This window comes from Cupriavidus sp. 01L45, assembly GCF_056399885.1.
This window is the reverse complement of sequence record NZ_JBFTSG010000024.1, coordinates 27497-43223: the sequence shown is the minus strand read 5'-3', so window position 1 is coordinate 43223 and position 15727 is coordinate 27497. Positions and strand designations below refer to the sequence as shown.

General features: G+C 65.3%; 15 protein-coding genes. 7 read left to right on the top strand and 8 right to left on the bottom strand.

Annotation, left to right across the window (positions count from 1 at the left end):
- Positions 1–222: 222 nt before the first annotated feature.
- From AC1DT6_RS17900 to AC1DT6_RS17890, 3 genes are all read left to right on the top strand, one after another.
- Entirely contained in the window at positions 223–714 is a 492-nt protein-coding gene (locus AC1DT6_RS17900) for a hypothetical protein (RefSeq protein ID WP_441626651.1), read from the top strand.
- A 38-nt stretch (positions 715–752) separates the two neighbouring features.
- Positions 753–1247 carry a ProQ/FINO family protein gene (locus tag AC1DT6_RS17895; protein ID WP_441626649.1) on the top strand — a complete coding sequence of 165 codons (495 nt, stop codon included), beginning with the start codon at positions 753–755 and terminating at the stop codon, positions 1245–1247.
- A 231-nt stretch (positions 1248–1478) separates the two neighbouring features.
- Entirely contained in the window at positions 1479–2543 is a 1065-nt protein-coding gene (locus tag AC1DT6_RS17890; RefSeq protein WP_441626647.1) for a DJ-1/PfpI family protein, read from the top strand.
- A gap of 104 nt (positions 2544–2647) precedes the next feature.
- Here the strand turns inward: AC1DT6_RS17890 and AC1DT6_RS17885 are convergent, their stop codons facing one another.
- On the bottom strand, positions 2648–3868 hold the full coding sequence (locus tag AC1DT6_RS17885) for an MFS transporter (RefSeq protein WP_441626645.1): 1221 nt from the start codon (positions 3866–3868) through the stop codon (positions 2648–2650).
- A gap of 694 nt (positions 3869–4562) precedes the next feature.
- On the opposite strand from AC1DT6_RS17885, the gene AC1DT6_RS17880 reads away from it, so the two are divergent.
- A complete protein-coding gene (locus AC1DT6_RS17880; protein WP_035865986.1) occupies positions 4563–5519 on the top strand; it encodes a chemotaxis protein in 957 nt (318 codons plus the stop codon).
- A 538-nt stretch (positions 5520–6057) separates the two neighbouring features.
- On the top strand, positions 6058–6969 hold the full coding sequence (locus AC1DT6_RS17875; RefSeq protein WP_477114795.1) for a glutamate/aspartate ABC transporter substrate-binding protein: 912 nt from the start codon (positions 6058–6060) through the stop codon (positions 6967–6969).
- A 47-nt stretch (positions 6970–7016) separates the two neighbouring features.
- On the opposite strand, the gene AC1DT6_RS17870 is transcribed toward AC1DT6_RS17875, so the two are convergent.
- Positions 7017–7910 (bottom strand): MurR/RpiR family transcriptional regulator, encoded by an 894-nt coding sequence (locus tag AC1DT6_RS17870; protein WP_441626641.1) that lies wholly within the window; start codon positions 7908–7910, stop codon positions 7017–7019.
- A 278-nt stretch (positions 7911–8188) separates the two neighbouring features.
- Here AC1DT6_RS17870 and AC1DT6_RS17865 point away from each other — a divergent pair, with 278 nt between their 5' ends.
- Positions 8189–9532 (top strand): aspartate aminotransferase family protein, encoded by a 1344-nt coding sequence (locus AC1DT6_RS17865; RefSeq protein ID WP_441626639.1) that lies wholly within the window; start codon positions 8189–8191, stop codon positions 9530–9532.
- A 95-nt stretch (positions 9533–9627) separates the two neighbouring features.
- Here AC1DT6_RS17865 and AC1DT6_RS17860 read toward each other — a convergent pair whose 3' ends face one another.
- The 6 genes from AC1DT6_RS17860 to AC1DT6_RS17835 form a co-directional block, all read right to left on the bottom strand.
- The gene (locus AC1DT6_RS17860) at positions 9628–10356 is read right to left on the bottom strand and encodes an amino acid ABC transporter ATP-binding protein (RefSeq protein WP_045237526.1); all 729 of its coding nucleotides are present in this window, start codon (positions 10354–10356) and stop codon (positions 9628–9630) included.
- Positions 10337–10993 carry an amino acid ABC transporter permease gene (locus AC1DT6_RS17855; RefSeq protein ID WP_477114794.1) on the bottom strand — a complete coding sequence of 219 codons (657 nt, stop codon included), beginning with the start codon at positions 10991–10993 and terminating at the stop codon, positions 10337–10339. The genes AC1DT6_RS17860 and AC1DT6_RS17855 overlap by 20 nt, the downstream gene beginning before the upstream one ends.
- Positions 10990–11655 (bottom strand): amino acid ABC transporter permease, encoded by a 666-nt coding sequence (locus AC1DT6_RS17850; protein ID WP_441626635.1) that lies wholly within the window; start codon positions 11653–11655, stop codon positions 10990–10992. Before AC1DT6_RS17850 ends, AC1DT6_RS17855 begins: the two co-directional genes overlap by 4 nt.
- A gap of 117 nt (positions 11656–11772) precedes the next feature.
- Positions 11773–12555 (bottom strand): transporter substrate-binding domain-containing protein, encoded by a 783-nt coding sequence (locus AC1DT6_RS17845; protein ID WP_441626633.1) that lies wholly within the window; start codon positions 12553–12555, stop codon positions 11773–11775.
- Between the two features lie 75 nt (positions 12556–12630).
- Positions 12631–13356 carry a GntR family transcriptional regulator gene (locus AC1DT6_RS17840; protein WP_441626631.1) on the bottom strand — a complete coding sequence of 242 codons (726 nt, stop codon included), beginning with the start codon at positions 13354–13356 and terminating at the stop codon, positions 12631–12633.
- Positions 13357–13555: 199 nt separating this feature from the next.
- Positions 13556–15049, bottom strand: coding sequence for an efflux transporter outer membrane subunit (locus AC1DT6_RS17835; RefSeq protein WP_441626629.1), 1494 nt, complete (start codon positions 15047–15049; stop codon positions 13556–13558).
- A 140-nt stretch (positions 15050–15189) separates the two neighbouring features.
- On the opposite strand from AC1DT6_RS17835, the gene AC1DT6_RS17830 reads away from it, so the two are divergent.
- Positions 15190–15723, top strand: a complete 534-nt coding sequence (locus tag AC1DT6_RS17830; RefSeq protein WP_441626627.1) for a winged helix-turn-helix transcriptional regulator — start codon at positions 15190–15192, stop codon at positions 15721–15723.
- Positions 15724–15727 lie beyond the last annotated feature (4 nt).

Genomic DNA, 15727 nt, shown 5'->3' with positions numbered 1-15727 from the left:
GAAAGACTTCCTTGCGCGCCAAGAAATCCAAGATTTCTCTCGCTAGTCCTTATTAGAACAAGGACGAATGCCGGGCGAAATTACTCTACCTTCTCGGTAAAATCCATCTAATTAATCCTACTTTTCGTCACAATAATTTTAATTCTGAAATAAAATTCCTTTACATCAAGGGCCGCTACCGTTCGCACTTGGCCAAAATGGCCCCGCCATGTACTTGTAAATATGCACGTCGTGGCCGCGCTCGTGTGCGATGGTCTCCGTGAGCAAGCGAGCGCGGGAAAAGTCAAGATTCGTTCGGATGGCTCTGCGGCGCTGGACTACCCGTTGACCCCATTTATCTTGGACGGCGGTCGTCGGGCCATGCTGGCCATGTTAGAACCTCAATTCGCGGCGGGTGCTCTTTCGGTGTTCCCGCTTCAGGAGCAGGCTCACTTGTATTCCAGGCGGGCGGATGCGCGCCAAGCCATTGACCGACTTCCCATGCAGGTACGCCTAACCAAGGTCATCATTGCTCACGTAGTGGGAGGCTGCGGTTTTGGCGGTGGCGCGACCAGATGGTATTCATTGGCATGGGCAGGCTTCTTGCCATTTATCGAGGCTCCAGATATAGGCCAGTACGGAGCAAGCTGCCACGGGCAATCCGGCATGTTCTATCTCCGTGTTTTCAAACGCGTTCAGACCATTCTGAATGCGGCTCTGGCGTTGATCGGGTAACCTCGCGGCAAGATGAACCACCTTCAGTGAAGTGCAAAATGGGTTTTGAGCAATTAGCCGAATTGCGCAATCGCCTGCGGGCGCAAGCCGAACAAGCCAAGCCAGCCAAGCCGAAGGCCGCCACCACCCGCAGGAAGGCGCGCGAGTCGGTCGAACCGGTAGTGGAGGCGATCCGGCGTTTGCAGAAATATTTTCCGCTTGTCTTTCCTGTCAACCCTGCGCCCAAGGTGCCCCTCAAACTAGGCATCCTCGGGGACGCAGCCCAACATCTGGAGCGTTTGGGTATCACGCACGAGCAGTTGACGCAGGCCATTGCCACCTGGTGCCGGGGAAGCCGCTATTGGGCGTGCCTGGTCGAGCATGCACCGCGCCTGGACCTGAACGGAGAGTTTGCGGGCAAGGTGACGGCGGAGCAAGCTGTACGCGCGCGACGGCAGGCGTCACGAAGGCCGCAGGGACAGGCGCGAAGTGCGCGGTCGAAGCCTGGCCGCCATTTCAAGGGAAAACCAGAAGCAGCGGGGGAGACGCCGTGATCCGGCGACGCCCATCAGGCCCCTTGGGCTGCATAGCCTGGCCGGACTGGTGCGGGATATTGCGCCAGCACCAACCCACGTCATGCAGGAAGCCGCTTTGTCTTGCCATGGCATGGAGCGACATGGTCGTGGCATTGACTCCGAAGATTAGAGGAATGCATGCGTAGATTCATCGTGTTGCTGATATCTGTCCTGATCGTCGAACAGGCTGCTTGGGGGGCGGCGTCCGGAATGCCTGCCGTCGCTGGCCCGACCGCTGGTGTGCCGCAGGCGGTCGAGCCGCAACCGGACCGGCTGCCGGCGTACGAGCCGCGCTTCGGCCGCGCCAAGCCCCTCGTAGCCGTGGTGGCGGAGAACTACTACACGGAACTGTCTGACTACGTGGTGCCCTATGGCATTCTGTCCGCATCGAACGCAGCCGACGTGCATGCGCTCGCAACCCAGCCGGGCTCAGTCCGCATGTTCCCCGCGAGCCTAACAATCACGCCGCAGGCGACGACCGACGACTTCGACCGTCGCTTCCCGGAAGGCGCCGACTATGTGATCGTGCCGGCGGTCCATCGCGACGAGGATCCGAAGCTGCTGGCGTGGGTGGCCGCGCAGGCGCGCAAGGGTGCCACGGTGGTGGGCGTCTGCGACGGCGTCTGGGTGCTGGCGCGCGCGGGGTTGCTCGAGGGGCGCAATGCCACGGGCCACTGGTACTCGTTCGACGACCTGCGTAAGGCGTATCCCGGGACCAAATGGGTGCGCCGCAAGCGCTATGTCGCGGATCGCAAGGTGGTGACCACGACCGGTGTCACGGCCACGATCCCGGTCTCGTTTGCGCTGGTCGAGGCGATCGGGGGGCGCGAGCGGGCGGTGGCGCTGGCGAGGTCGCTCGGCATTGAGCGCTGGTCGTCCGGGCACCCGAGCGAACGATTCCACCTGGGGCTGCCGGCCATGCTGACGATTGCCCGCAACTATGTTTCGTTCTGGTCGCACGAGGACATCGGCATTCCAGTTGCGCCCGGCGTGGACGAGATCGCGCTGGTGCTTGAAGCGGACGCCTTCGCGACCACGTTCCGGTCGACCATCTATACGGTGTCGAAGAACCGGGAGCCCATCGTCACCAAACGCGGACTCACGATCGTGCCGGACCGCGTGGCGAACGTCGATGCGCCGCGCCGCATGCTGGCCGCACCCCGGACCGAGCGGCCGCTGCGCGCGCTCGACGAGGCGCTCGGTCGTATCGCCGCCAGCTTTGGCCAACGGACCGCGGACTGGGTAAGCCTGCAGATGGAGTACCCAGGTCAATGAGGCGTGAGCACGCCGTGACCGTGTGGTCGAGGCGGCGTTGTCGCGCGTTGATCGTGTGGTCGTTTGCCGTGGGAGTACTCGGCCGGCATATCCGCGCCCGCGCCTCAATCCGTCAGCCGTGCCCGTGCCCGCGCCGCCAGCACCTGGCTCAAGCCCAGCCCGGCCAGCGCCGCCATGGCCGAGAACAGGAACACCGAGCCATAGCCCGCATGGCTGGCAATCACCCCCGCCACCGGGCCGGTCAGCCCCAGTGAAAGATCGAGAAAGAGCGCATAGGCGCCGAGCGCCGAGCCGCGGTTGCTCGGGGGCACCAGCTTGACCGCCTCCATGCCCAGCGAAGGGAACACCAGGGCAAAGCCAAAACCGGTGACCGCCGCGCCCGCCAGCGCCTGGGCTGGCCCCTGCGCCAGCCAGATCAGCGCCAGCCCGGCGGCTTCCACCGCAAAGGAGCACAGCGCCACCGGATAGCCGCCAAAGCGCACGATGCTGTCGGCCAGCAGCAGGCGCGCCAGGATGAAGCTCACACCCAGGCTGGTCAACGCCAGCGCGGCGTGGTCCCAGCCGTGACTGGCGTAGTACAGCGTGACAAAGGCCGTGATGGCGCCGAAGCCCACCGAGCCCAGTGCCAGGCACAGGCCGAAGGGCGTCATATGGCGGAACACGGTGCGAAACGGCATGCGCGCGCCTTTCACCGTAGGCACGGCTGCCTTGCGGCGTGCCAGCGCGAACGCGCCGGCGGCCATGATGGTGGTGACGATGCCCAGCGAGGCAAGGCCCCAGCGGGCGTCGAGCAGCACGCCAACCGGTGCGCCCAGCGCCAGCGCGCCGTAGGTTGTCATGCCGTTCCACGAGATCACCTTGCCGGTGTGGCGGGATCCCACGTCGCCGATGCCCCAGGCGATGGTGCCGGTGGTGACGAGGCTCTCGCCCGCGCCGAGCACCAGCCGGCCGGCGAACAGCCAGGCCAGGCTGAGCCAGCCGGTTTGCACGAACAGGGCGGACAACACCGCCAGCAGGCCGCTGCCGGCGCATAGCATGAGCCCGAGGGTGACGGATTTCTTGGGGCCTTGCAGGTCGCACAGGGTTCCCGCGTAAGCCCGGCTGAGCAGCGTCGCCAGGTACTGGATGCTGACCGCCAGCCCGGCCACGACCGTGCCATAGCCGAGGTCGCCATGCACGAAGCCGGGCACCACCGCCAGCGGCAGGCCGACGGCGAGATAGGCAATGAAGTTAAAGAAGACGATGGCGACGATGCGCCGGCTGATGCTGCCTTGCCGATGCTCCCCGGAATCCGGGGCGGCGAGCGTCGTGCTGTTCGAGGACATGGTGGGGCGGGGCGGAATATCTTGGCGGTCAAAGCGGCAGCCTCAGGCAACGGACCATGGCGCGTCGCGGGCGCGCAGCGGTAATTGTCGTCCTGGGGCGAATACAAGGCGGGAAGCCGGGGAACCCGGCATGACGCGGGCGCTACTCGAGGCGCCGGACCGGAACCGTGGCGCGTGGGCGATGGACTGGCAGCATGGGCAGGGACATGGCGAGGGAGGCGGTTGGCCGGCGTGTGTCCCCAGAAGCTGCCGGTGAAATCAAGGCTGCGCGGTCGTATGCGATAGTCGCCGGCGCTGGCCGTGCGATTTTAAGCGGCTGTTTAGTTCGTGTAAATCGGTCACGGAATTTACTGTTGCATGAGCGCCAGCGGCTGGGCTGGCGTTCTCTTTCAGGTGCTTCCTGCGGCATGTTGCTCATTGCCCGGAAGTGTCAGCCATGTCGTCGCACACCCGTCAGCTTGTCCCCGGCCTGTCTCATTCCGCACTTTAGCGGTGTGCGGCGCCAAATCGCATGCCTGTCGCCGCTTTGCCGCTAAATTTCCCCAAAGATTGGCCGTTAGCCGGAGCAGTGGCCCGTCATTGCAGCGCCGCCGCCTGGGGGCAAGTGCCCCGGGCGCCTCGCAGGGCAGGCGGGCCCGGCGAAACGATCAACACCGCGCGGCGAGCACGCGCCTTGCGGGGACAAAGGAAGCGTATGAGCAGCTCGATGAGAGACATCGACGAACGGACCAACCTGACCAACAACAACCAGTTCGAGTTGCTGTTGTTCCGCCTGGGCGAGTCGGACCAGTCCGCGAACAGCGAACTGTTCGGCATCAACGTCTTCAAGGTCCGGGAAATCCTGGTGATGCCCCAGGTCACCACCGTGGTGGGAGGCGGCCCGGCCATGCTGGGCATGGCGGATATCCGTGGCCAGGTGATCCCGGTGATCGACCTGCCCAAGATGGTCGGGTGCACGCCGCGTAGCGGCCTCAACATCCTGCTGGTGACGGAGTACGCGCGTTCCACCCAGGGCTTCGCCGTGGAAGCGGTGGAAGAGATCGTGCGCCTGGAGTGGAACCAGGTGGTCTCGGCCGAGACCAGCGTCAAGGGCGACATGGTGACCAGCATCGCCAAGCTCGATACCGATACCGAGAACCCGCGCCTGGTGCAAGTGCTCGACGTCGAGCAGATCCTGCGCGACGTGCTGCCGACGCGCCAGCCGGAAGTCGATCCCAAGACCGTCGGACCGCAGGTCACGCTGCGCCCCGGCACCAAGATCCTGGCCGCCGACGACTCCGCCTTTGCCCGCAGCCTGATCGAGCAAGGCCTCAAGGCCATGGGCGTGCCGGTGCTGATGACCAAGACCGGCCAGGAAGCCTGGCAGCAACTGGGCGAGATCGCCGACCACGCCGCCGCCAACGGCCGGACCGTGCAGGACGAGATCGCGCTGGTGCTGACCGACCTGGAAATGCCCGAGATGGACGGCTTCACGCTGACGCGCAAGATCAAGGCTGATGCGCGGTTCAAGTCGATCCCGGTGGTGATTCATTCCTCGCTGTCGGGGACCGCCAGCGAAGACCATGTGCGCAAGGTCGGGGCCGACGCCTATGTGTCGAAGTTCCTGGCCAAGGACCTCGCGGATACGATCCGGGGCGTGCTGGCGCGTTGAGATGGGCCGGAGGACGGCCGCCGGCAATCCTCCACCACAGGCCATTGCGGCAATCGCCCGGCGTGTATGGCCGGTGAGACGCTGTACGCAGACGTCCGCCGGTCCCCGTTGTATTCATCACTGAAGTCGGGCCCCACCGTGCCGGTTGGGGCGCCGCTTGCCGTAGTCACCTCCCCCCTGCATTCGCCCCATCGCTATCGTCGGCACATCCAGGCGCCGGACGAAGCGTGGCATTGGCTTGCGTCCGCCGCCGGGCGGATCTGCTCTCCGGCAGCCGCCGGCGTACACGTATGACGGTGCTATCCACCCGTGACTTGCTCGGGCGCTCGCATGCGGTGCGGAGCCGGCCGCGTGCCTCAACTTGACGCGAGATTGCACCAAATGTTGCGTTGTTTTTCCCGTTGGAGAGCTTGTTGCGTCACATCCGGCTTTGAAAATACGAATGTTTCATGGTTAACAAGTATGGAACAGATGTTGCTCGGTGACTAGCATTCAAGCGCGATGGCCCATCGCGTGTTTGCTAAACAAGGAGCGATAGATGAAAGCCGTTAAAGTCACCTGCCTGGGAGTGGCGCTGGTTGGATCCATTCTTGGCGCGGGCGCCGCCCAGGCTATTGACGCAGCCGCCAGTCCGACCCTGGGGAGGATCAAAGCGTCGGGGACCATCGCGATCGGACACCGGACCTCGTCGATCCCGTTTTCCTACTACGACAGCAACCAGAAGGTGATTGGGTATTCGCAGGACCTCTGCGAAAAGGTCATTGCGGAGGTCGGCAAGCAGACGGCGGTAGCAAACCTGCAGGTGCGCATGATCCCGGTGACCTCGCAAAACCGGATCTCGCTGGTGCAGAACGGGACGGTCGACCTGGAGTGCGGCGTCACCACGAACCTGAAGTCGCGGCAACAGCAGGTAGCCTTCTCTACCACCTTTTTTGTTGCGGGCACGCGCCTGCTGGTCAAGAAGGGGAGTCCGGTCCAGGACTTCCATGATCTTTCCGGAAAGGCGGTGGTGACGAACGCGGGCACCACCTCCGAACGGATCCTGCGCAAACTCAATGACGAGAAGAAGGCGAACATCACGATTCAGAGCGCCAAGGACTATGGCGAATCGTTCCTGATCCTGCAGTCTGGCCGGGTGGCCGCCTTCATGATGGATGRCGTCCTGCTTTCCGGCGTGCGGACCATGTCGCCGAACCCCACCGAATGGACGGTGGTCGGCATGCCGCAGTCCTTCGAAGCCTACGGCTTCATGATGCGCAAGGACGATCCCGAGTTCAAGAAACTGGTCGACGGCGTGATCGTTGGCCTGATGAAGAGCGGCGAGATCAAGGCCATCTACGCCAAGTGGTTCAACAAGCCCGTCCCGCCAAAGAACATCAACTTCGAATTCCCGATGAGCGCAGAGGTCAGGAAGGCTTACGAGCAGCCGGGCGATGAGGCATTCGAGTAAGTCCTCTGCCGTTCAGGTTGCCCGCGCCTGGCACCATGGCGCGTTGGCTAGCCGTGCTTCGCCCGCACATACGCGCCAGTCTTGTGCAATTGCCCTTCGGCAAGTTCGAGCGCCTTGATTGCACCCTTGCCCTTCTTGGCCAGAAGCTGTTCGACCAGTGCTTCGACGACCGCCACGCCGGCGGTAATCGAGGGGAAGAACGAAGGGCTGTCGACCGAGAACAGCAACGTGCAGTCCGCCTCCAGTGCAATCGGCGCTACCGTGCTGTCGGTCAGGGCGATGACGCGGCAGCCGGCTTGCTTCGCGGCGCCGGCGACGCGAATGATCTCCTGCGAATACGGAGCGAAACTCGCAACCACGACGGCATCCTTGGGCTCCAGGGCCCGCAGTTCCATTTCCAGCGTGCCGGCATCTCCGTGGATCAGGTGCGCCGACGAGCGGAACAGCCGATAGATGTAGTGAAACGTAAAGGCGATCGGATAGCAGGAGCGGAAACCCGCAATGTAGACATTGGGTGCGGCGCTGAGCAGTTCTGCGGCACGTGGCATCGATTCCGCGTTGTTGGCGCCTGTGAGGTCGAGGTTCCGGTGCTGCGTATCGAGCATCTCCGCGAGCATCCGGCTAGAACCGCTTTCCCGGACCAGCTTTTTGGCCCGTTTTGCATAGGGCTGGGGGCCGCCGCGGAATGCCTCCACGAAGAGCTCGCGCAGTCCTTGCCAACCCTCGAACCCGAGAAACTGCGCCAGGCGTACCAGCGTTGCGGGCTGGACTCCGGCGTCCACGGCAATCTTGCGCATGGACAGGATGGGTATCTCCTGGGGATGGTCGAGCAGGTAGCGGGCGCCCCCCTGGAATTGCGGGCTAAGCGCCGCGAAGTTTTCCCGGAGCAGGGCGAGCAATTCGTCCAGGTGCTGCGGCGGCGCGGAGGATTCGATTGTCATGGTCAGTCGCGGTCAGGGTGTCTGTAACGATTGTTGCACAGGCAAGCGCCGGATGCACGGCTACCGTCCGCAGGTGGGTCGCCCTCAAATTGGAATCATATAAATCATAAAAATCATAAAAGACACAAGTGTTGCAATATGGGGGTGGCCTTCTTATACTTCAGGTCAATGCGCATGCGGTATGACCGGGATGATGCAGCTTTGAAGGTAAAGTTCGCCGCGAAGCGGGCCGCCGTTGCGCAGGCCGGCATCGAGTCGCAGTAAAGTGAGCACACATCATGACCAACGTATTCCACCGCAATCCTCGCCAGTCCCTCGCCGTAGCCGTCGGGGGCAAGGGCATCGAACTCATCGACAGCAACGGCAAGCATTACATCGATGCTTCGGGCGGAGCGGCAGTATCTTGCCTTGGTCATGGCCATCCCCGCGTGATCGAGGCGATCAAGGCGCAGGTCGACACGATCGCCTACGCGCACACCTCGTTCTTCACCACCGAGGTGTCCGAAACGCTGGCCGATACCCTGGTACAGGCCGCGCCAGGCGACCTTGACCACGTTTACTTCGTGTCGGGCGGTTCCGAGGCCGTCGAGGCCGCGCTGAAGCTGGCTCGCCAATACTTCGTGGAAATCGGGCAGACCGAACGCCGGCATTTCATCGCCCGCCGCCAGAGCTACCACGGCAATACGCTCGGGGCGCTGGCCATTGGCGGCAATGCCTGGCGGCGCGAGCCTTTCCTGCCGCTGCTGGTGCCGGCGCATCATGTGTCGCCCTGCTATGCCTACCGCGATCAGGCGGCCGGCGAGACCGACGCGCAGTACGCGCAGCGCCTCGCCGACGAACTCGAGACCAAGGTCCTGGAGCTTGGCCCGGAAAGCGTGGCGGCGTTCGTGGCCGAGACCGTGGTTGGCGCTACCGCCGGCGCGGTTGCGCCGGTTGCCGACTATCTCAAGCGCATCCGTGCCGTATGCGACAAGTACGGCGTATTGCTGATCCTCGACGAGGTCATGTCCGGCATGGGACGGACCGGTTATCTTTTTGCCTGCGAGGAAGACGGTGTCGTGCCGGACATCGTGACCATTGCCAAGGGCCTGGGCGCGGGCTACCAGCCGATCGGCGCCATGCTCGCGACCAGCCGCATCTATGATGCCATCGTGGGCGGCAGCGGGTTCTTCCAGCATGGCCACACCTACATCGGGCACGCCACGGCTTGTGCCGCGGCGCTGGCCGTGCAACGCACGATTGCCGAGGAGGGGCTGCTTGCCAATGTGCTGGCACGCGGCGAGCAACTGCGCGCCAGGCTGCGTGAAGTGCTGGGCGATCATCCGAACGTTGGCGACATCCGGGGGCGCGGTTTGTTCGTTGGCGTCGAGTTCGTGGAGGACCGCGCATCCAAGGCGACCCTGGACCCGGCGCTGAAGGTCCACGCGAAGCTCAAGTCGGCCGCGATGCAGAACGGCCTTCTTATCTATCCGATGGGCGGCACGGTCGATGGCGTGCACGGCGACCACGTGCTGTTTGCGCCGCCGTTCATCTGCACGGAAGCGGATATCGATCGCATCGTCGGGCGCTTTGCCCAATCGGTCGGCACGGTGCTGCCATCCTCTCGCATCGCGTTTGCCTGAGAGCCGGATGGCGCGCGGCAATTCCCGCCGAAGATCCACCGCCAGGATGGAAACCGCGCAGGCAGCCTGCCGGCGCGGTTCCTGGCTGGCGGATGTCAGGCCGCCATGCCCAGGAATTGCTGCAGCTCGGGCGTGGCCGGATTGGCGAAGATCTCTTCCGGTGGCCCGATTTCATGCACGCGCCCCTGGTGCATGAACACCACGCGGTTGCACACCTCCCGCGCAAACCGCATTTCATGCGTCACCATCAACAGCGTCATGCCTTCGCTCGCCAGTTGACGTACCACGTTCAACACCTCCATCACCAGTTCCGGGTCCAGCGCCGAGGTAATCTCATCGCACAGCAGCGCGCGCGGCTGCATGGCCAGTGCCCGCGCGATCGCCACGCGCTGCTGCTGCCCGCCGGAAAGCTGGTCCGGATAGCTATCGAACTTTTCCCCCAGCGCCACCTTGGCCAGACACTCGCGCGCGCGGGCCAGCGCCTCGGACTCGCTGACGCCGCCCGCCACGGTCGGCGCCAGCATCACGTTGCGTCCCGCGCTCAGATGCGGGAACAGGTTGAACTGCTGGAAGATCATGCCCACCTTGCGCCGCAGCGCGCGCAGCTCAAGCTCGCTGCTGCCCAGCTTGGCGCCGGCCACGGTGATATTGCCTTCGTCAATGCTCTCCAGGCCGTTGATGCAGCGCAGCAGCGTGCTCTTGCCCGAACCGCTCTTGCCGATGATGGCGATCACCTCGCCCGGCTCCACCTTCAGGTCGATGCCTTTGAGCACTTCGTTGGCGCCAAAGCGCTTCTTTACGTTTTCAATGGCGATGAGCGACATTGAGCTTCCTTTCCAGATAACGGCTGTAGCGGGATAGCGGCCAGCACAGCGCGAAGTAGATCAGCGCGACCAGCGCATAGACGGTAAAGGGGCTGAAGGTGGCGTTGGTGATCACCGTGCCGGCCTTGGACAGTTCGACAAAACCGATGATGGATGCCAGCGCCGTGCCCTTGATGATCTGCACCACGAAGCCCACCGTGGGCGCGACGGCGATGCGCAGCGCCTGCGGCAGGATCACGTAGCGCATCTGCTGCAGATGCCCCAGCGAGAGGCAGCCGGCGGCTTCCCACTGGCCCTTGGGGATGGCCTCCACGCAGCCGCGCCAGATCTCCGCCAGGTAAGCGCCCGACCAGAGCGACAGCGCCAGCCCGGCGGCCAGCCAGGCCGGGATTTCCACGCCGAACAGCGCCAGCCCGAAAAAGGCAAGGAACAGCTGCATCAGCAGCGGCGTGCCCTGGAAGACCTCGATAAAGCCCCAGGCCGCGCGGCGCAGCGGCGCGCGGCGGCTGATGCGCATCATCAGTACCAGCAGCCCGGTCACGGCGCCGCCGGCGAAGGCCACCAGCGACAGCACCACGGTCCAGCGGGCCRCCAGCAGCAGGTTGCGCAGGATGTCCCAGCTTGAGAATTCGGTCATGACGCCCTCCGGAACAGCATGCCGCCGACGCCGCGCAGTATCTGGCGCAGGCCGATGGCGAGCAGCAGGTAGATGGCGGTGGTCAGCAGGTAGACCTCGAAGGCCCGGAAATTCCGCCCCTGGACAAAGTTGGCGGCAAAGGTCAGGTCCTCGGCGGCGATCTGCGAGCACACCGCCGAGCCCAGCATGACGATCACCACCTGGCTGGATAGCGCAGGCCAGATCTTCTTCAGGGCCGGGCGCAGCACCACGTGGCGGAACACCTGGAAGGGCGCCATCGCCAGGCTCGCGCCTGCCTCCAACTGGCCGCGCGGCACGGCCGCGATGCCCGCGCGGACAATCTCCGCGCTGTAGGCGCCGAGGTTGATCACCATGGCCAGGATGGCGGCCTGCATTTCGCCCAGTTGCACGCCCGCGCTCGGCAGGCCGAAGAAGATAAAGAACAGCTGGACCAGGAAAGGCGTATTGCGGATCAGCTCCACATAGCCTCCGGCGATGGCCGCCAGCCAGGCCGGGCCCTGGGTGCGCGCCCAGGCACAGGCAATGCCAAGGGCTACCCCCAGCACGCCGCCCACGACGGTGAGTTCAGCCGTGACGGCGACGCCGTGCGCGAACACGCCGGCATAGTCGAAGGCTGAAAGGAAATCGAATTGATAGGACATGCGAATGCGTTCGTTGGGGGCGCGCCGCGGGTGCGCTCATGCGCGCGAGGCTGGCGCAGTACACCGTGCCGGAGCGGTCGTCCGTCCGGCGCGGCTTTCCGTTTCAGGGCATCCGTATCAAAGCGTGGCCGGCAGCGGCATGCCCAGCCACTTCACCGTCAGCGCATTGAGTTCCCCGTCCTTCTTCACGTCCGCCAGGATCGCGTTGACCTTGGCCTGCAGCTTGGGTTCGCCCTTGTTCAGGCCGATGAAGCAAGGCGAGTTCTTGATCAGGAACTTGGGCTCCGGCTTCTTGGGCGGGTTCTTGGCGAGGATGGCGGCCGCGACCACGTTGCCCGTCGCCACCAGTTGCACCTGGCCGGACAGGAAGGCGCTGATGGTGCCGTTGTTGTCTTCGTAGCGCTTGATGGTGGCGGTGGGCGGGGCGATTTTGCTCAACTCTAGGTCCTCGACCGCCCCGCGCGTCACGCCGACGGTCTTGCCGGCCAGGTCGGCGGCGGCGGTCACTTTCTGGTCGGCCGGGCCGAACACGCCGTTATAGAACGGCGCATAGGCTTCGCTGAAGTCGATGGCCTTCTCGCGCTCGGGGTTCTTGCCCATGCTGGAGATCACCAGGTCCACCTTCTTCGTCTGCAGGTAGGGCACGCGGTTGGTGCTGGTCACGGGCACGAGTTCCAGCTTCACCCCCATCCTTTTGGCGATCAGCGCCGCCACGTCGATGTCCAGCCCTTGCGGCTTCATCTCGGCGTTGACCGAGCCGAAGGGCGGGAAGTCCTGCGGTACCGCGACCTTGAGCACGCCGGCCTTGATCACGTCATCGAGCGCTTCGGCGCCGGCGGTCTGCATCGAGAAGGCGAGGGCGGCGGCACCGAGGCCGAGGAGGAGTTTCGAGAGTTTCATAAAGGGTCCTTGCAAGCTTGCCGTTGAGGCGATTAGGTGATGAGGTTGGCGGGGTACGAATTGAGAGTCGATGCTTCAGGCGCGCGGCCCCAGCGGGCGCAGCGCCTGGCGAAGCGGATCGGGCGGGACTTCCGGCGTGGCGGCGCTGAGGCCAGCCTCCACGTGGCCGAGATGCGCATCCATCAGTGCAATGGCGCGTTCGGTGTCGCCCCGGGCCAGCGCCGCCACGATCCGCACATGCTCGGCGCAGGATTCGCTGGCCTGGTGGCTGGACTGGTAGCGCATGGCGATCAGCGTGGTGCGCGCGGTCAGGTCGCGCAGCGTGTCGGCCAGCAGCACATTGCCCACGCACTCGCCCAGGCACACATGGAAGTCGCCCAGCAGGTAGCTGCGCAGGGCGGTGTCGTCGCCGCGCAGCGCGCGCTGTTCCTGCGTCACATGCGCTTGCAGCCGGTCAATGGCAGCCGCCGAGACCGGCGCCGCATAGCGCAGCAAGCCCAGTTCGATCGCGCGCCGCGCGGCAAACGCCTGGCTGGCCTCCTGCCGGGACGGCTCGATCACGAACCAGCCGCGCCGGGCCGACACCGTGACGATGCCGCGTGCCGCCAGCCGCGTCAGCGCTTCGCGCACCAGGGTCCGGCTAACGCCGAACAGTCCCGCCAGCGCCTGCTCGCCCAGCCGGGTGCCGGGGGCCAGCCGCTGGGCCAGGACCGATTGCGTGATGCGCTCGGCGATCCCGGCGGATGTGCTGCCGCGCATGGGGCCGGAGGCATCGGTAAAGGATGGGATGGAGAAGGTCATGGCAGGCTATGAGGCAAGAGGTATGCCAGCCTGATATACAAGCGTGGTGCGCATGTTTTGTACGCAATGGGCCGGTCAACGGCCAGGCGTACGCACCAGTTGTGCGCGCCTTTGTGCCGGGGGAGTGCGGCGGCACGGGAATGGTGCGTGGATGTCTGTGGTGGCGCGGCGCCAGGGGCGCCACCACCAGCCACGCATGTCACCAGCCGCCGCCAAGGGCGCGGAACGTGGCCACCGCAGCGCGCGCGTTGTCGGCATGCACGCGGGCCTGCTGGTCGCGCGCGGCCAGCAACTGGCGCTCCTCGTCCAGCACCTCGAACAGGCTGACGGCACCACCCTTGTAGGCGTCTTCGGAGGCGCCACGCGCCCGCACGTGGGCGTCGATCTCGGTGGACAGTTCCTTGCCTTGCGACTCCAGTTCGGTGAGGGTGACGATGGCGTTCTCCACGTCTTCCGTGGCGCGCAACATGGCCTTGCGGTAGTTGACCAGCGCTTCGGCATTGGCGCCCTTGGCCTGCGCCACCTCGGCATCGACGCGGCCGAAATCGAACAGGCGCCAGCGCAAACCAGCCGCCGCCAGCGGCTGGAACGCTGCAGCGGAAAACAGCTTGCCGGCGCTCAGGCTCTCGAAGCCGAGCAGGGCCGACAACGACAGCTTGGGATAGTACTCGGCGGTGGCCGCCCCGATGCGGGCGCTGCTGGCCGCCAGCCTGCGTTCCGCGGCGATCACGTCCGGGCGGCGGCGCAGGAGGTCGGCGGGCCCCTGGGCCACGGAGATGGCAGGCACCGCCACGCCCTCCTGCAGCGGGCCAAGCTCCGCGGCGTAGGTGCCGGGCTGGGCGCCCATCAGCACATCGAGCCGGTTCAACTGGGTTTGCAGCTCGATGCGCAGCGGCGGGATGGTTACGCGCGCCTGAGCCACCAGCGCTTCCGCCTGCGCCACTTCGCGGCTGGACGACAGGCCGTCGCGCAAGCGCAGGCGCACCAGCTCCAACAGCCTGGCGTTGGTCGCAACCTGGTCCTGCGCAATGGCGATGCGCTGCTGCGCGCCGCGTACCCGGAAATAGGCATCGGCGGCTTCGGCCGCGACCGAGATGCGCACCCCGAACTGGTCGGCCTGCGCGGCCTGCGCTTCGGCGTCGGCCGCTTCCGCGCCACGCCGCAGGCCGCCGAACAAATCGATCTCCCAGCTTGCGCCGGCGCCCACATCGTAGAGCGCGAAATTCCGGTTATAGCCCGGGAACTGGCTGCCGATCTTGCCCAGCGGGCTTTCCAGCGATTGCCGTTCCTTGACTGCCTGCGCCGACAGGCTGCCCTGCGGCAGCAACTGCGCGCCTGCTTCGGCGGCAACGGCGCGCGCCTGCTGCACGCGGGCCAACGCGGCGGCCAAGTCCAGGTTCTGGTCCAGCGCGCGCTGGACGATGCGCGTCAGCGCGGGATCGTCGAAGCCCGTCCACCAGCTATCCAGCGCGGGGGCGGGCCGTTGCGCCTCGCGCGCGGCCAGCGTATCGGCATGCGGGTAGCTTGCCGCCGTGTCGGTGGCGGGCACCCGGTAATCCGGGCCTACCGCCGCGCAGGCAGCCAGGCCCACCGCTGCCAGCGTTGCCGCTGCGAGCGCCGTGGCCCGGGTCGCAAGCGTGCGGATGCGCGGATGCGCCGGGGCGGTTTCGGTGCGGGGCGGGGTACGACTCATTTCCATCTCCTTCGGTTATTCCGGAAGCGGCGTGTCCGCCGCCGCAAAGACTTTGTTTAACAAGTTACTTGCATGATGATATCCACAACTCTATACTAACTTTCATCTTGATAGCAACCTGATTTCCGGAGGTCGCGAACATGCAGAAAAAGCCGCTCGACAATGCGCCTTGTCCCATCGCCCGCAGCCTGGCGCGGGTGGGCGAGCCGTGGAGCATCCTGATCCTGCGGGAGGCGTTCTATGGCGCGAGCCGCTTCGACGACTTCCAGAAGCAACTGGGCATCGCGCCCAATATGCTGGCCCGCCGCCTGGAGACGCTGGTGCGCGAGGACCTGCTGGAGCGGCGCCAGTATTGCGAGCGGCCGCCGCGCTTCGAATACCTGCTGACCGCGCGGGGCCGCGAATTCCGGCCGGTGATGCTGGTGCTGCTGGCCTGGGGCAACCGCCACTTCTCGCCCGAGGGCGAGAGCGTGCAACTGGTGGACCGGCATACCGGCGCCACCGTCACGCCGGTCCTGGTGGATGCGGCGACCGGGCATCCCATCACCGAAGCGGATCACATGGTCGTGCCCGGACCGGCCGCCAGCGAGCGCTTGCGCGCCAAGCTTCACAAATCGGCAGCCGCGCGCGCGGCCGCCACCCCGAACGTCCCGCACGCAGCGGGCCACATCTGAAAGC

Excerpts from the sequence above, each read along its gene's own strand:
- AC1DT6_RS17865 (WP_441626639.1), top strand. The coding sequence starts at position 8,189 with ATGACCAACGTATTCCACCGCAATCCTCGCCAGTCCCTCGCCGTAGCC.
- AC1DT6_RS17880 (WP_035865986.1), top strand. The coding sequence starts at position 4,563 with ATGAGCAGCTCGATGAGAGACATCGACGAACGGACCAACCTGACCAAC.
- AC1DT6_RS17860 (WP_045237526.1), bottom strand. The coding sequence starts at position 10,356 with ATGTCGCTCATCGCCATTGAAAACGTAAAGAAGCGCTTTGGCGCCAAC.
- AC1DT6_RS17890 (WP_441626647.1), top strand. The coding sequence starts at position 1,479 with ATGCCTGCCGTCGCTGGCCCGACCGCTGGTGTGCCGCAGGCGGTCGAG.
- AC1DT6_RS17900 (WP_441626651.1), top strand. The coding sequence starts at position 223 with ATGCACGTCGTGGCCGCGCTCGTGTGCGATGGTCTCCGTGAGCAAGCG.
- AC1DT6_RS17845 (WP_441626633.1), bottom strand. The coding sequence starts at position 12,555 with ATGAAACTCTCGAAACTCCTCCTCGGCCTCGGTGCCGCCGCCCTCGCC.
- AC1DT6_RS17835 (WP_441626629.1), bottom strand. The coding sequence starts at position 15,049 with ATGAGTCGTACCCCGCCCCGCACCGAAACCGCCCCGGCGCATCCGCGC.
- AC1DT6_RS17870 (WP_441626641.1), bottom strand. The coding sequence starts at position 7,910 with ATGACAATCGAATCCTCCGCGCCGCCGCAGCACCTGGACGAATTGCTC.
- AC1DT6_RS17895 (WP_441626649.1), top strand. The coding sequence starts at position 753 with ATGGGTTTTGAGCAATTAGCCGAATTGCGCAATCGCCTGCGGGCGCAA.
- AC1DT6_RS17885 (WP_441626645.1), bottom strand. The coding sequence starts at position 3,868 with ATGTCCTCGAACAGCACGACGCTCGCCGCCCCGGATTCCGGGGAGCAT.
- AC1DT6_RS17830 (WP_441626627.1), top strand. The coding sequence starts at position 15,190 with ATGCAGAAAAAGCCGCTCGACAATGCGCCTTGTCCCATCGCCCGCAGC.
- AC1DT6_RS17850 (WP_441626635.1), bottom strand. The coding sequence starts at position 11,655 with ATGTCCTATCAATTCGATTTCCTTTCAGCCTTCGACTATGCCGGCGTG.
- AC1DT6_RS17840 (WP_441626631.1), bottom strand. The coding sequence starts at position 13,356 with ATGACCTTCTCCATCCCATCCTTTACCGATGCCTCCGGCCCCATGCGC.